Consider the following 15,827-nt stretch of genomic DNA (forward strand, 5'->3'; position numbering starts at 1 on the left):
ATGCGTAAGTTAATGATCCCTGTACTGGTAATCGCACTAGCATTGATGCTGATGTCTCTGTTTGTGATTCCTGAAGGTGAGCGCGGTATTGTGGTTCGATTTGGTCGTGTTCTTAAAGACAACAACGACATCACTCGAATTTATGAGCCGGGTCTGCATTTCAAAATGCCACTGTTTGATCGCGTGAAGCAGTTAGATGCTCGTATTCAAACGATGGATGGACGTGCTGACCGTTTCGTAACGTCAGAGAAAAAAGACGTTATCATCGATTCGTACGTGAAATGGCGTATTGAAGACTTCGGCCGTTACTACCTAGCAACAGGCGGTGGTAACTCTCTGACAGCTGAAGCACTTCTTGAGCGTAAAGTCACAGACGTACTTCGTTCTGAAATCGGTGCTCGTGAAATCAAGCAAATCGTTTCTGGTCCACGTAATGATGACGTGCTACCAGAAGACGCAAGCAGTGATGAAGTGAACACAGAAGCGGCACGTGAAGCGTTAGAAATTGATGGTGAACGTGACCTAATCATGTCGGATGTACTGCGAGATACTCGTGAAAGTGCAATGAAAGACTTGGGTGTTCGTGTTGTCGATTTCCGTATGAAGAAAATCAACCTTCCTGATGAAATCAGTGAGTCGATTTACCGTCGTATGCGCGCTGAGCGTGAGTCGGTAGCTCGTAAGCACCGTTCTCAAGGTCGTGAGAAAGCAGAAATCATTCGTGCACAAGCGGAACTTGAAGTAGCAACCATTCTTGCAGAAGCGGATAAAACCGCTCGTGTTACACGCGGTGAAGCGGATGCAGAAGCGGCGAAGATCTATGCGAATGCATACAACAAAGATCCTGAGTTCTTCAGCTTCCTACGTTCTCTAAGAGCATACGAAAAATCATTCAGCTCTAAGAACGACATTCTTGTTCTGGATCCGAAGAGTGACTTCTTCCAGTACATGAATAACGCGAAAGGTGCGAAAGCTGAATAAGCGAACCATCTGAAATCTAAAAAGGCTCCGTAAGGAGCCTTTTTTGTATCGGTTGTACCGTTGGTTTTGGTATGCCACCAAACATTAGCTCATCATAAATGCGATGACGGCTCCCGCCACCACAAGGCAGCCACCAATGCGCCGTAGCTGGTTGTCCGGTTGTTCACTCAGCTGTGCCACCATGTTTCGCCAGCCGTTTGGCGCGATCAAAGGGCCTATGCCTTCGACAATTAAAACAAGTCCAATCGCTAGCCAAATAGAGTCAGACATAAAGATTTCCAGTCGAATTTAGAAAAGTAAATATTATCAGTGATGTATTGATTTCGAAATGTACAGCGTTGATGAGATTACATTCTGGTATCAACTCTGTGAACAAAAAATGACTGCAAGAATTGCGATTCGGTGCTAGAATCCATTTTTAACTAGCAATCAGACTTGGAAAGATGGGAAATAACGTAGTCGTTCTAGGCACCCAATGGGGTGACGAAGGTAAAGGTAAAATTGTAGACCTTTTAACTGAAGATGCAAAATACGTGGTGCGCTACCAAGGCGGTCACAACGCAGGTCACACTCTTGTAATTGACGGTGAAAAAACCGTTCTTCACTTAATTCCATCAGGTATCCTTCGCGATAACGTAAAATGTGTTATCGGTAACGGTGTTGTACTATCACCTGAAGCTCTACTTAAAGAAATGAAACCTCTTGAAGAGCGTGGTATTCCAGTACGCGAACGTCTTTTCATTTCTGAAGCATGTCCTCTAATTCTTCCATACCATATTGCAATGGACCAAGCTCGCGAAATCGCTCGCGGTAAAAAAGCTATCGGTACAACTGGCCGTGGTATCGGTCCTGCATACGAAGATAAAGTTGCTCGTCGCGGTCTACGCGTTGGCGACCTATTCGATATGGAAGCTTTCGCTGAGAAACTTAAAGAAGTTATGGAATACCACAACTTCCAACTAGTTAATTTCTACAAAGCTGAGCCAGTAAGCTACGAAGCAGTGCTTGAAGAAGCAAAAGGCTACGCAGAGCTACTAACTTCAATGGTTATCGACGTAACTGACGAACTAGACGCAGCACGCAAGCGCGGCGACAAGATCATGTTTGAAGGTGCGCAAGGTACACTACTTGATATCGACCACGGTACTTACCCATACGTAACTTCTTCTAACACGACTGCTGGTGGTGTTGCTGCAGGTTCTGGTTTCGGTCCTCGTCACATCGGTTACATTCTAGGTATTGCGAAAGCATACTGTACTCGTGTTGGTGCTGGTCCATTCCCAACAGAATTGTACGATGGTTTAGAGAAGCAAGACCCAGTAGGTAAGCACCTAGGTACTGTAGGTCACGAGTTCGGCGCAACCACTGGTCGTCTACGTCGTACTGGTTGGTTCGATGCTGTAGCTATGCGTCGTGCAATCCAAATCAACTCTGTATCTGGTTTCTGTCTAACTAAACTAGACGTACTAGATGGTCTAGAAGAGCTAAAAATCTGTACTGGTTACAAGATGGAAGATGGCTCTGTACTAGAAGTTTCGCCAATGGCTGCTGAAGCATTCGAAAAAGCGACGCCAATCTACGAAACAATGCCAGGTTGGTCTGAGAACACATTTGGTGCTAAGTCACTAGATGCTCTACCTCAAGCAGCTCTAAACTACATCAAACGTATCGAAGAGCTAACGGGCGTACCAGTAGACATCATCTCAACTGGTCCAGACCGTAACGAAACTATCATTAAGGTTCACCCATTCGAAGCTTAATAAGTACTCGTTAGAGATTTTAAAAGCCGACCTCAAGGTCGGCTTTTTTGTATCTGAGATAAAAATACCCACAGCGATAAATAATCTGCATATGGCAAGTTATTGCCGTTAAGCTTAAGGAAGAGGCAAAAATTGTCTAAAGCTTAGCTGCTGATTGCCGATAAGTTTATCAAGCAGAGGAGATCCTTGGCTGATCTTTGGTTTCTCAGATACCTTGAAGAGTACGTTTATGAAGTTACGAACAGTGGCTGCTTCACTGTTACTGATGCTGTCTGCCACAACAGTGCGAGCGAGTGCTGCTGACGTTGGCGCGCCAGTCCCCATCTACACCGAAGCAGAACTGATAAAGCTTATTGAGCAGAATAAGCATTTACAACGCGTGCGCGCTGATAACTGCCAGCTGGTGGAAGATATCGTAGCTCGTGCGACTCGAATTAACTTGCCTGCTTACGAGTTCCTATATGGCGACATGTTGGCGTGGGGCGTATGTGTCGAGCAAGATGTCGAGCTGGGGCTCTACTACATGGAAAATGCCGCGCAGCAAGGCTTACCTGCGGCATTAGAGCAGATTGGGCGTTACTATTCGCGCGGTACTTTGGTGCAACAAGACAAAGAGCGTGCGATTCCGTATTTGCGTGAAGCCGCTTCTATGGGTAATTTAAACGCGCGTATTCATCTGGCTGAATTGCTGCTACGCGATTACGGTAGTCCGTTGGACTATGAAGATGCTTACCGCTGGTTGTACAACTCGGTGACCGCCGATCAGCGTCAACACAAACGCATTGCCGTATTAAGGCGTGGGCTAGAACAGCGTATGCCACAAAACATCATTGCACGCGCAAAAAGGCGTGACATGTTCTGGTAGATCTCCAGAAAATTTTCGGTAACTTCATACAACAAAGCCCACACTTCGTGGGCTTTGTTGTTTTCCCGATAGGTGAACGCGCTTAAACCACCTTATGTGGGCCAAAGCATTCGTAATGGAATTGTTCCTCAGGGACGCCAAGTTCTTGTAGCTGTTTCGCGACGTGCTGCATAAAGCCCACCGGACCACAGAAGTACACTTGTACGTTGTCTTGTTTGAGTGCGGCTTCGATTTCATGCAGGTTTACAAAGCCGGTAAAGTGGAAGTCTTCACCTATCTTGTCTTCTGCCGTTGGTTGGTTATACCAAATGAGCGCGTTCATGTTTTCTTTCGCCGTGACTAGCTGGTTTACGTGCTCTTTAAAGGCGTGGTGTTTGCTGTTTTCTGTTGCATGTACCCAAGTCACTGGCGCGTGATGTTCCGTCAAGCTTTCTAGCATTGACAGTGTTGGCGTAAGGCCGACACCTGCAGAAATCAGCACCACTGGTGTATTGGTGTCTACATCCATAAAGAAATCACCCGCTGGCGCTGCGAGTTTTACTTTATCGCCGATGTTTAGCTCATCGTGCAGATAGTTGGATACTTTACCGCCTTGTTCACGTTTTACGGAGATGCGGTAAGTGTTCTCTTGATCCGAAGAAGATAGGCTGTATTGACGGATCTCTTGGTTTTCAAACTTATCGCTGTTGATGTAGATGCCGAGGTACTGCCCAGGCTTGTACTTCGTCACTTTACTGCCATCCGTCGGTTTGAAAACAAAACTGCAAATGTGTTCACTTTCCAATTGTTTACCGACCAACTCAAACTCACGTAGCCCTCGCCAGCCACCTTCTTGCGATGCATTCGCTTGATAGATTTGCTCTTCGCGCTGGATAAATACATTAGCCAATACGCCATAAGCTTCAGCCCACGCGTCTAAAACTTCTTGGCCCGGATTGAATAACTCATCAATTGTAGCGATCAAGTGTTTACCTACGATTTGATACTGATCTTTCGTGATCAAAAAGCTGGTGTGTTTATGCGCAATTTTCTCCACTGCGCCAAGCAGAGCAGGCAAGTTTTCAATGTTAGCAGCGTATGCACAGATGGCATTGAATAGCGCTTCACGCTGATCGCCATTACGCTGGTTGCTCATGTTGAAAATGTCTTTTAACTCAGGGTTGTGAGTAAACATGCGGTCATAGAAGTGAGCGGTCAGTTTTGGTCCTGTTTCTGCGATTAGTGGCGCGGTCGCTTTCACGATCTCAATGGTTTGATTGCTGAGCATAAGAACTTCCTATTTTTAAGTTGTATTTGTAATGCATGTTTAAAGTTGTATCTCAAATGTATCTTTCGATCAAGAAAAGATTTACACTTTTGTCGATAGCGTAAGTTAGTTGTTTCGTCACTGACATTGAGCTATTAAGTCGCACTCTGGGAGAGAACATGCAGTTAACGAGCTTTACTGATTACGCGCTGAGAACCTTGATTTACTTAGCATCATTGCCAAAAGATGAGCTGACCAATATCACCGAAGTGACGGATTTGTTTGGTGTGTCTCGTAATCATATGGTCAAAGTAATCAACCGTTTAGGGCAGCTAGGCTACGTGCATACCGTGCGCGGTAAAAACGGTGGTATTCGCTTGATGAAGCCAGCGTCTGAGATCACCGTTGGTGGTGTCGTGCGAGATTTGGAGCCGTTAGATTTGGTCAATTGTGGGGTGGAGTTTTGCCACATTACCCCCGCATGTCGCCTCAAAGATAAGCTTGCCAAAGCAAAAAGTGCCTTCCTCGCCGAGTTGGATGAGTGCACCATTGAATCCTTACTGAGCGATAACTCTGAGCTTTTGATCCTGCTTGCTCGCCCTTAGTTTATTTGCAGTTCCAGAGTCGATCTCGATCATTCTTTTTTCAAAGCAATTCTGTAGGTTATCGAGAGACTCAGATATACTAGCTCTATACCTTCCTTGCTAGATAGGCGTGCCTATGTCAGACAATATTCCAAACGATCCATTCGCAGATCGTGAATCCCAAAATTACGAAAATCCAATTCCAAGCCGAGAGTTCATCCTCGAGTTCCTTGAACAAGCGGGCGTGCCAATGAACCGCAATGACTTGTTCGAAGCTTTAAAGTTAGCGGGCGAAGAGCAATACGAAGGGTTGCGCCGCCGTTTACGTGCCATGGAACGAGATGGTCAACTGGTGTTTACCCGCCGTCAGTGCTACGCATTGCCTGAAAAACTTGAAATGGTGAAAGGTTACGTGATTGGCCACAAAGATGGTCACGGTTGGGTACGTCCAGAAGGCAGCGTCGGCAAGGACGATGATATTTTGCTGCCACATCACCAAATGAAGAACATCATTCATGGTGATTTCGTGCTGGTGCAACCAACAGACAACAGCAAGCGTGGTCGTCGTGAAGGTCGTTTAGTTCGCGTACTTGAAGAGCGCAATAGCCAGATTGTTGGTCGCTTCTTCCTTGAGTACGGCTACTCATATGTTGTGCCGGATGATTCGCGCATCAGCCAAGATATTCTGATCCCGAACGAGCATAAAGCTGGCGCTCGTATGGGTAATGTCGTGGTGATTGAAATTACTGATCGTGGTTCACGCTCGCGTGGCATGATGGGTAAAGTGGTTGAAGTTCTTGGTGAAAATATGGCGCCAGGTATGGAAACACAAATCGCAATTCGCACCCATCAAATCCCTTATGAGTGGCCAGAAGCGGTCGAAAAACAAATCGTAAACTTGGGCGAAGAAGTCCCTGAAGAAGCGAAAGTTGGCCGTGTTGACTTGCGTGAATTGCCGCTTGTTACCATTGATGGTGAAGATGCGCGAGACTTCGATGACGCCGTTTTCTGTGAGAAGAAAAAAGATGGAGGTTGGCGTCTTTGGGTCGCAATCGCAGACGTAAGCTACTACGTGCGCCCAGACTCAGCGTTAGACAAAGAAGCCATCAACCGTGGTAACTCTGTGTACTTCCCATCGCAAGTTGTCCCAATGTTGCCTGAAGTGCTTTCAAACGGTTTGTGTTCGCTTAACCCGCAAGTGGATCGCTTGTGTATGGTGTGTGAGATGACCATTTCTGAAAGCGGTAAGCTCTCCAGCTACAAGCACTACGAAGCGGTAATGAATTCCCACGCTCGTCTCACATACAGCAAAGTGAGCGCGATTCTTGAAGGTGATGAAGAACTGCGTGAACGCTACCAGCCACTCGTGTCGCATCTTGAAGAGTTGCACGCGATGTACAAAGTGTTGAAAGAAGCGCGTGATCAACGTGGTGCGATTGAGTTTGAGACCGTCGAAACCAAATTCATTTTTAATGCTGAGCGCAAGATTGAAAGCATTGAGCCAGTGATTCGTAATGATGCGCATAAGATCATCGAAGAATGTATGATCTTAGCTAACATTGCCTCGGCATCATTGGTAGAAAAAGCCAAAGAGCCTGCACTGTATCGTATTCACGAATCTCCGGGTGAGCTGCGCTTGCAAGGCTTCCGCGATTTCCTTAGTGAGCTAGGTTTAGAGTTGAAAGGTGGTTTAGAGCCTTCTCCGACAGATTACGCCGATCTCGCGCGTCAAATTGCAGGTCGTCAAGACCAAGAGCTGATCCAAACCATGCTGCTGCGCTCCATGAAGCAAGCGGTGTACAACGCGGACAACGCAGGCCACTTCGGTTTGGCGCTTAAGCGTTACGCGCACTTTACGTCACCAATTCGTCGTTACCCTGACTTGTTGCTGCACCGTGCTATCAAGTACTTGATCGCTAAAGAAGAAGGCCGCAACCAAGACCGTTGGACGCCAACGGGTGGTTACCATTACTCATTCGATGACATGGACTTCTACGGCGAACAATGTTCAATGACAGAGCGCCGCGCTGATGATGCAACGCGTGAAGTTGCGGATTGGTTGAAGTGTGAATACATGCAAGATCACGTCGGCGATGAGCTGGAAGGTGTGATTGCTAACGTCACCAGTTTTGGCTTCTTCGTGCGCTTGACCGATCTGCATATCGATGGTTTGGTGCACATTTCAACGCTTGCGAACGACTACTACCAGTTTGATCCTATTGGTCAAAGACTTATCGGTGAAAGCTTCGGTAACATCTATCGTCTGGGTGATGCGGTCAAAGTAAAAGTGCTGGCTGTTAACCTAGATGACAAGCAAATTGACTTTGAATTGGTCGAAACAAGTCGTAAGCTACGCGGCGAAGGTAAGACAGCTAAGAAACGAGCTGCGGAAGCGCAACGCAAAGCCAAAGAGAAAAAACGTGCGGCGACACGTTCTTCATCAAAAGAAGGTGCTACAGCGCGCGCTGTTCCTGCTATTGAGCCAACTAAGCGCCCAGAACAAACGGATTCTGGCCGTAAACGCAAAGGGCCAAAACGTGGGGATGACGATAGCGCAAAGAAGCCAAAGGTGAAGAAAGCCCACAAGAAAAAGCCACACAGTAAGCCAAAGAAAACCAAGCGCACTAAGCAAGACGCGCAGTAGGCTGAAGCGCCAATCTGTTACCGCAGATTGGCGGTGAGCGAAGCACAGAAACAGGTTAAGTAATGAGTAACGAATTTATTTACGGTATTCATGCCGTGAAAGCGGTATTGGAACGCGAACCAGAACGTTTTATTGAAGCGTACGTTCTAAAAGGACGCCAAGACGATCGCCTAATGCCAATCTTGAACGATTTGCAGGTGTGTGGTGTTTCTATCCAACAAATGACGCGTAAAACCTTGGATGACAAAGCACATGGTGCAAACCACCAAGGCATCATCGCGCGCGTAAAACCAGCAAAACAGCTGAACGAAAACGACATCGACGACATCCTAGCGCAGCATGAGACACCGTTGCTATTGGTGTTGGATGGCGTGACTGACCCTCACAACCTTGGTGCCTGTTTACGTAACGCCGATGCTGCTGGTGTTGCTGCGATTATCGTTCCTAAAGATCGATCAGCACCAATGAATGCGACAGTAAGCAAAGTAGCCTGTGGCGCTGCAGAAGTGGTGCCTTTGATTCGTGTAACCAACCTAGCGCGCACAATGCGTACTCTGCAAGAGCAGGGCATCTGGTTCGTGGGTACGGCGGGTGAAGCGACACACGACATTTATCAAGCAAAACTGACTGGTCCTCTGGCAATTGTCATGGGCGCAGAAGGTGATGGCATGCGCCGCCTAACGCGAGAAACTTGCGATGATTTGATTAAAATCCCAATGGCAGGTAGCGTATCAAGTTTGAATGTGTCGGTTGCATCAGGCATCTGTTTATTCGAAGCAGTTCGTCAGCGCTTGGCTGCGAAGTAAGCGAATGAGACCATATGTCACTGAGCCCAAAGGCTTAGTGGCTTGAAGAATCAAACACATAGGATGGGAAACCATCCTTTGTTATTTTTAGCTAGGGAAATTATGACTCAACAAGATATTAAACTGATTGCGTTCGATCTGGATGGCACATTGTTGGACAGCGTACCTGATTTGGCCGTTGCTGCAGACCAAGCGGTACAAGCTTTGGGTTACCCTGCAGTATCGGAAGAGCAAGTACGTGATTACGTAGGTAACGGTGCTGACGTCCTGATTGGTCGCGCGCTAAGCCAAAGCATGACCATCAGTAGCGATCTTAGTGAAGAGCTGCGTGCAAAAGGACGCGAGCTGTTTGATGACTTTTACGCGCAAAGCGGTCATCAGCTGAGCCATCTTTACCCAACAGTAAAAGAGACGCTAGAAGAGCTACATCAGGCAGGCTTTACGATGGCGCTTGTAACGAACAAACCATCGAAGTTTGTTCCAGAAATTCTAGAGCAACATGGCATCGCAAAATACTTTGTGGACGTATTGGGTGGTGATGCATTCCCTGAGAAAAAACCAAATCCAGTCGCACTGAACTGGTTGATGGAAAAACATCAGGTGAAAGCGAGCGAAATGCTGATGGTTGGCGACTCGAAGAATGACATCCTTGCGGCGAAAAACGCAGGTTGTGCTTCGTTTGGTTTAACATACGGTTACAACCATGGTGAGCCTATTTCAGCTTCAAACCCAGATTTTGTCGCAGACAGTTTATCTGAATTATTGGAAGTAGTAGCCGTTTCTGCATAACGGCAACAAAAGAGCTTCCAAAATACTTGTTAATGAGTACACTGAGTAAACCGTGCGCTAAAAGCCGCACGGTTTTTCATTTTAATTAGATTAAGAAGTCAAAGGAATCATTCTAATGAGCAAACCCATCGTATTGAGTGGTGTTCAACCGTCAGGTGAACTAAGTATCGGTAACTACTTGGGTGCTCTACGTCAATGGCAGCAGATGCAAGACGATTATGATTGCCAATACTGTGTTGTAGACCTTCACGCGGTTACGGTTCGCCAAGATCCTAAAGCCCTACATGAAGCGACTCTAGACGCATTGGCGATCTGTCTGGCAGTTGGTGTTGATCCGAAGAAGAGCACGCTATTTGTTCAGTCACACGTACCAGAGCATGCTCAACTTGGTTGGCTTCTTAACTGTTACACTCAAATGGGTGAACTGAGCCGTATGACTCAGTTTAAAGACAAGTCTGCACGTTACGCGAACGACGTAAACGTGGGTCTGTTTGATTACCCAGTGCTAATGGCAGCAGACATCCTGCTTTACGGCGCACACCAAGTGCCAGTAGGTAGCGACCAGAAGCAGCACCTAGAATTAGCGCGTGATATCGCAACGCGTTTCAACAACATTTACTCGCCAGAAAGCCCAATCTTCACGGTGCCTGAGCCATACATTCCAACGGTTAACGCACGCGTAATGAGCCTTCAAGATGCGACTAAGAAAATGTCGAAGTCTGATGATAACCGTAAGAACGTTATCACGCTGCTTGAAGAGCCGAAATCGATCATCAAGAAGATCAATAAAGCCCAAACGGATACCGAAACGCCACCAAGCATTCGCCATGATGTTGAAAACAAAGCGGGTATTGCAAACCTAATGGGTCTTTACTCTGCAGCGACAGGCATGAGCTTTGAAGAGATTGAAGCGAAATACAAAGGCGTTGAAATGTATGGCCCATTCAAGAAAGACGTGGGTGAAGCGGTTGTTGCGATGCTTGAGCCAATTCAAGAAGAATACCGTCGTATTCGTGCAGATCGTGCGTTTATGGATGAAGTGATGAAGCAAGGCGCGGAGAAAGCATCGGCTCGCGCGGCGGAAACACTGAAAAAAGCATACGAAGCTGTTGGTTTTGTTGCTCGTCCGTAATCTCAAGTAATCCAATACCCAAAAAGCTCCACTTCGGTGGAGCTTTTTTTATGTGCTGAGAAAATTACTCAAAGGGCGTGTTGTCCATACAGCGCTCCATATCATAGTACTCAACGCGGCCACGAGCGCCTAAAAACGACGATTTCACTACCATCCCACGATCCACATAATTAGTGAGGAAAACACAGGATATCTCGTAACTTAACTGTTTGATTTTATATGGCTCCCAGTAATAGTCTGGTCCAGGCAGGCGGGCACGAAAAGAAATGACACCATCGTCACTGACTTCAAACTCTTCCATTCCCTTGAACTCATTTTTTGCTGATTGGATAGTTTTTTGATTAGCGGTTGGGTAAAGCGGTTCAGAAGATGTTAGCTGACAACCTGTCATAAGCCCAAACGCGGAGAGAGCTAGCCCAATACGTTGAATTGTTTTCATTGATTTGTCCACGATAGATGATGGATGAGATCTTATTGTCTCGCGTTGGTGTTATAACGCTTGTGTATGTTTTTCTCCACTGTGTTGTTGGAATTTATCATTTTTGATTGATAAAAATTTGAAGTGTAAATGGCGAGTGCGGAAAGCGGGGGAGTAAATAACAAGCGAGATTCTGAAATAAACCAAAGTAGCAATATTCTAAATTAGTAATTAATTATATTTAATGAAGCATGAAAGCGCTCGAAATAATAACTTGGTGTACCAAGAAAGTATTGATGTATTCCATAACATGGAATGGAAAAATAAACTGAGCAATTAGTCTAATTTTGCTTTCCTGCTGCACTACTGAACTGTATTTATTACAAAATATGTTTGAATACGCTGTTTTGGCATATTTTTATAGATTCACATGTGATTTATTTCACGGCTTTTACTGCTCTTTCTTATTTATTTCATAAATAAACCTGATAGTAGACGCAAATGGTAGGCTCTGATCGGAGCTTAGTTTGCATTTAAATAAATATCAGGTACGACAATGGACACGTTAATCAAACCCTCAATACTTGCATTAACCATCGCTAGTGCGCTTAGCGCTAACGCGAATGCAGAAATTATCATTTCCCAGTACGTAGAAGGTGGCTCGTATAATAAAGCGGTCGAGATCGCGAATACCGGTGATGCCGCAGTCACGCTAACAGGTTATGAGCTAGCGAAATCATCTAATGGTGGTGGCACTTGGGGCAGCAAGACCGATTTGAGCCAAGTAACGTTGCAAGCGAAGCAGGTGTTTGTTCTTGCCCATGGCGATGCCAGCGATGCGATTAAAGCAGTGGCTGACCAGACCGATAAAAACGTGGCGAACTTTAATGGTGACGATCCTCTCGCACTATTAAAAGATGGTGAAGTTCACGACATGGTCGGCGTGATGGGTGGTGTAGCATTTGGCAAAGACGCCACTTTGGTACGTAACGGTGACGCACTGACGCCTTCTGCGACTTTCCAATCTTCTCAATGGACAACGTTAGCAAAAGACAACATTGATGGCTTGGGCGAGCTGAACGCAGCTGAGCCACCTGCAGCATTTGTGTGTGAAGTGGATGGACACGCGCCAACGTTCACATCCATTCAAGACATTCAAGGTGAAGGTGCTTCTTCGCCATTTATCGATGGTTACCCATACATTACGACAGAAGAGCATTTTGTTACTGGTGTCGTGAGCGCTGTTACTAGCGGTTTGACGAAAGGCTTCTACCTGCAAGCTATCGAGAACGATAACAACGATAAGACGTCAGAAGGTCTATTTATTCATACGAACGCCGCAGATACCGAGCTAAAGCCTGGTGACGTAGTTTGTGTGAAAGGTAAGGTTCAGGAGTACTACAGCAATACTCAGCTTTCTTCTGACGCAACCAGCTATGTAAAAACTGGCACGTCAGACGCTCCATTGGTGACGCCGCTTGTGATCAAAGAAGGCGAAACTCTGCGGGATGCGTTAGAGCGCCATGAAGGGATGCAAGTGACGCTGAACTCAGCCAGTGATTTGTTTGTTACTCGCAACTTCTCTTACGATTACGATTCAAAACGTAACAACATGATGTTGTCGCACCAAGCTCCGCTCTTTAAGCCAACTCAGCTTCACGCAGCAGACAGTGCAGAAGCGGTCGCATTAGCAAAACAAAATGCAGAGAATCGAGTTTTCCTAGAATCTGATGCCAAAGCACCGAACGGCAAAATTCCTTACTACCCTGAGTTTGGTCAAGATTTGGATCAAGACGGTTCATCTGAACAGCACATTCGCTTAGGTTCGCGCGTTGAAGGTTTACAGGGCGTAGTGAATTACAGCTACAACGAATACCGTCTGATCGCGACGAATGATGTAAACAACACTAACTTTGTGGCAGCGGATGATGGTTTTGATGTAGAGCGTAAAGCGGCGCCAGCTATCGCAGAGTCGGATTTACGCGTTGCAAGCTTTAACGTGCTTAATTACTTCACTTCGGTTGCAGACAGCGGAAACAACAACCCGACAGGCCAAAACCGTGGCGCGACGAATCACGATGAGTTCTTGATCCAACAAGCGAAAATCGTGTCTGCGATGAATAAGATGGATGCTGACATCATTGGTTTGATGGAAGTGGAAAATAACGGCTTCGGTGATGGCAGTGCTGTGCAAAACTTGGTGGATGCATTGAATGCAGAAATCGATGACGCAGACGATCATTACACTTACGTTGAAATCGCAGATAAAGACAAGTACCAAGAAGAGTACTTCGGAAGTGATGCGATCATGGTTGCTATCTTGTACCGCGCGAAAGTGGTCACGCCAAAAGAAGCGGCGAAAGTGATCTTCACGCCAGAGCAGCACATTGCCGAAAACACCATTACCCGTAAAGATGGTGCTGAGAGCAACCCTGCGTACGACAAATACCAACGCCACAGCTTGTTGCAAACCTTCACGGTACAAGAGAGCGGTGAAGATCTTTCTATCGTCGTTAACCACTTCAAATCGAAAGGTTCTGAATGTATTGAAGAGTGGATTGCCGGCGTAGAAGACTCGGAGCCTGCGGATCTGCAAGGTAACTGTAACAACTTCCGTGTTTCTGCTGCGCACGCAGTGGGTGAAGCGTTGAAAGACGTGAAAGGCGATGTGTTGCTGATGGGGGACCTCAATGCGTATGGCATGGAAGATCCACTACTGACACTGACTGATTACTCGAAAGAGAAATACGGACGTGATATCTACACAGCGGGTTACACCACAATCAACGGTGGTGAGTTGCAAGTTGAGCAAACGCAAATCAAACAAGGTTACGGCCTGAACAACCTTAATACCTTGCTGCATGGCACAGACACGTTCTCGTACACCTACTCTGGTGAGCTGGGCAATTTAGACCACGCCTTGGCAAGCAACAGTTTGGCGCAAAAAGTGGTAGCGATTGAAGATTGGCACATTAACTCACTAGAAAGTAATTTGTTTGAGTACGGCAGCAAATACACAGGTGACATGCCGAAATACAAAGATGCGTTCTCGGCATCTGACCACGATCCTGTGATCATCGCGATTGATTTACCTGATACGGATATCGATTTACCGAAAGCGGGTGAAAACTTAGCGGTAGATGTACGTTTGCCACCAAACGCGGTTGCAGGTGACATCGTGACTGTTAGCTTAACCGTCGCGACTCAAGCTACCGCTGTAAGTAGTGACGCGAAAGCTTACTCAGCGAGCAAGACTTTAGATCAAACGGACATTAAAGCGCGCAGCGTGAATGTTGAGTTTGAACAGGCGCCAGAGCAAGGTAACTACCAACTGGAAGAGAAAGTGACAGACTCGACTGGCAACGTCGTTAAGTTTAGCTCTGCTCGTGCAGTCTCTATGACTCAACCTGAAACGGGCACCACAGATTCGAAAGACTCTGATGGTGGTTCGTTTGGGTTTGGTGCACTGCTAGCAATGCTTGGACTTGGTTTGTTCCGCCGCCGCCGTTAAGCCACTCCTTTCCTAAAAACATAGCTGTAAAACTCAAAGGCCAGCCGATGCTGGCCTTTTTATTGCGCAAAGACTTGCCTTTCTAATTGGGTGTTGCAAAATACCGCCCTCAATTGTGGTAAACCAGACAATTGATCCTTAAGCCTTGCCAAAACGGATTGGAGCAGCCGACACGTTATGTTGTTGATCATCGATAACTACGATTCTTTCACTTATAACCTTTACCAATACTTTTGCGAGCTTGGTGCTCAGGTAAAGGTCGTGCGCAATGACGAAATCGACATTCAAGGTATCGAAGCCCTCAATCCAACCCATTTGGTGATTTCCCCTGGGCCTTGTACGCCAAACGAAGCGGGTATTTCCCTGCAAGCGATAGAGCATTTTGCCGGTAAGCTTCCTATTTTGGGGGTGTGCCTTGGCCATCAAGCCATTGCGCAAGTGTTCGGTGGTGAAGTTGTGCGTGCGAGACAAGTCATGCATGGTAAAACATCGCCTATTCGCCACACGGGTCGCAGTGTGTTTAAAAATCTAAATAACCCACTTACGGTAACCCGCTACCACTCTCTTGTGGTGAAAAATGGCACGTTACCCGATGTGTTTGAATTGACCGCTTGGACGGAGCTGCCTGATGGAAGCATGGACGAAATAATGGGATATCAGCACAAAACCCTGCCTATTGATGCTGTGCAGTTTCATCCAGAATCAATCAAAACTGAGCAAGGACATGAGCTGTTAGCCAACTTTCTTGCACGCAGAGCGATCTGATCTCGATCACTTTTCTTAACAAATTGTTCATCTTTTTGACGGTGTAAGTGGAATGCAAAACTATGCGTTTCATGGTTGATGGTCTGCTTATGCACGCCATTTTGACTTGTCTAACCCCTGTATTACATAACTTTTATAAAAATTCACTTCTCTATTTTACTTTCTTGATGCATAAATACTCATAAGTAGTGATTAATGGCAGTTGCGCAGCAATACGAAAAGAATAAATCACTATTGAAATGGTTAATTAAATGTAAATACAATGCCGCAATAGCTTAAATGCAAAACATTATTTGCTGGCAACGATGGCCGGTTAAATTCGCTTA

13 protein-coding genes are annotated in these 15,827 nt (G+C 46.2%); 10 read left to right on the forward strand and 3 right to left on the reverse strand.

The genetic code is table 11. The annotated features are described in order from the left end of the window. On the forward strand, nucleotides 1-981 hold the full coding sequence (gene hflC, locus ACF8CV_RS07535) for a protease modulator HflC (protein ID WP_005460668.1): 981 nt from the start codon (nucleotides 1-3) through the stop codon (nucleotides 979-981). A gap of 84 nt (nucleotides 982-1,065) precedes the next feature. On the opposite strand, the gene ACF8CV_RS07540 is transcribed toward hflC, so the two are convergent. Continuing rightward, the gene (locus tag ACF8CV_RS07540; RefSeq protein ID WP_005480030.1) at nucleotides 1,066-1,251 is read right to left on the reverse strand and encodes a DUF2065 domain-containing protein; all 186 of its coding nucleotides are present in this window, start codon (nucleotides 1,249-1,251) and stop codon (nucleotides 1,066-1,068) included. A gap of 173 nt (nucleotides 1,252-1,424) precedes the next feature. Between ACF8CV_RS07540 and ACF8CV_RS07545 the strand changes: the two genes are divergently transcribed. Together ACF8CV_RS07545 and ACF8CV_RS07550 are read left to right on the forward strand one after the other, a co-directional pair. Further along, nucleotides 1,425-2,741, forward strand: coding sequence for an adenylosuccinate synthase (locus ACF8CV_RS07545; protein WP_155007001.1), 1,317 nt, complete (start codon nucleotides 1,425-1,427; stop codon nucleotides 2,739-2,741). A 229-nt stretch (nucleotides 2,742-2,970) separates the two neighbouring features. Next, entirely contained in the window at nucleotides 2,971-3,606 is a 636-nt protein-coding gene (locus ACF8CV_RS07550; protein ID WP_005496512.1) for a flagellar protein MotX, read from the forward strand. A gap of 82 nt (nucleotides 3,607-3,688) precedes the next feature. Here the strand turns inward: ACF8CV_RS07550 and hmpA are convergent, their stop codons facing one another. Next, nucleotides 3,689-4,873, reverse strand: coding sequence for an NO-inducible flavohemoprotein (hmpA, locus tag ACF8CV_RS07555; RefSeq protein WP_392416602.1), 1,185 nt, complete (start codon nucleotides 4,871-4,873; stop codon nucleotides 3,689-3,691). 158 nt (nucleotides 4,874-5,031) lie between these two features. Here hmpA and nsrR point away from each other — a divergent pair, with 158 nt between their 5' ends. The 5 genes from nsrR (at nucleotide 5,032) to trpS (ending at nucleotide 10,807) form a co-directional block, all read left to right on the forward strand. Then, nucleotides 5,032-5,457: a nitric oxide-sensing transcriptional repressor NsrR gene (gene nsrR / locus ACF8CV_RS07560; protein WP_005460673.1), complete on the forward strand. Its 426-nt coding sequence runs from the start codon at nucleotides 5,032-5,034 to the stop codon at nucleotides 5,455-5,457. A gap of 115 nt (nucleotides 5,458-5,572) precedes the next feature. Beyond that, nucleotides 5,573-8,080, forward strand: coding sequence for a ribonuclease R (rnr, locus tag ACF8CV_RS07565; protein ID WP_020839777.1), 2,508 nt, complete (start codon nucleotides 5,573-5,575; stop codon nucleotides 8,078-8,080). Between the two features lie 62 nt (nucleotides 8,081-8,142). Further along, nucleotides 8,143-8,886, forward strand: coding sequence for a 23S rRNA (guanosine(2251)-2'-O)-methyltransferase RlmB (gene rlmB / locus ACF8CV_RS07570; protein ID WP_005455666.1), 744 nt, complete (start codon nucleotides 8,143-8,145; stop codon nucleotides 8,884-8,886). 102 nt (nucleotides 8,887-8,988) lie between these two features. After that, complete coding sequence (locus ACF8CV_RS07575) at nucleotides 8,989-9,675, forward strand: phosphoglycolate phosphatase (RefSeq protein WP_005496518.1); 687 nt, start codon at nucleotides 8,989-8,991, stop codon at nucleotides 9,673-9,675. 115 nt (nucleotides 9,676-9,790) lie between these two features. Continuing rightward, a complete protein-coding gene (trpS, locus tag ACF8CV_RS07580) occupies nucleotides 9,791-10,807 on the forward strand; it encodes a tryptophan--tRNA ligase (RefSeq protein ID WP_005468382.1) in 1,017 nt (338 codons plus the stop codon). A 64-nt stretch (nucleotides 10,808-10,871) separates the two neighbouring features. On the opposite strand, the gene ACF8CV_RS07585 is transcribed toward trpS, so the two are convergent. Continuing rightward, a complete protein-coding gene (locus tag ACF8CV_RS07585; protein ID WP_024699762.1) occupies nucleotides 10,872-11,246 on the reverse strand; it encodes a hypothetical protein in 375 nt (124 codons plus the stop codon). Nucleotides 11,247-11,781: 535 nt separating this feature from the next. Between ACF8CV_RS07585 and ACF8CV_RS07590 the strand changes: the two genes are divergently transcribed. Both ACF8CV_RS07590 and ACF8CV_RS07595 read left to right on the forward strand, forming a co-directional pair. Continuing rightward, entirely contained in the window at nucleotides 11,782-14,736 is a 2,955-nt protein-coding gene (locus tag ACF8CV_RS07590) for an ExeM/NucH family extracellular endonuclease (protein WP_138938200.1), read from the forward strand. Between the two features lie 177 nt (nucleotides 14,737-14,913). Continuing rightward, a complete protein-coding gene (locus ACF8CV_RS07595) occupies nucleotides 14,914-15,501 on the forward strand; it encodes an aminodeoxychorismate/anthranilate synthase component II (RefSeq protein WP_005458124.1) in 588 nt (195 codons plus the stop codon). Nucleotides 15,502-15,827 lie beyond the last annotated feature (326 nt).

The sequence above is a fragment of the Vibrio sp. zbq_1 genome (assembly GCF_043102935.1).
Classification (GTDB): domain Bacteria; phylum Pseudomonadota; class Gammaproteobacteria; order Enterobacterales; family Vibrionaceae; genus Vibrio; species Vibrio parahaemolyticus.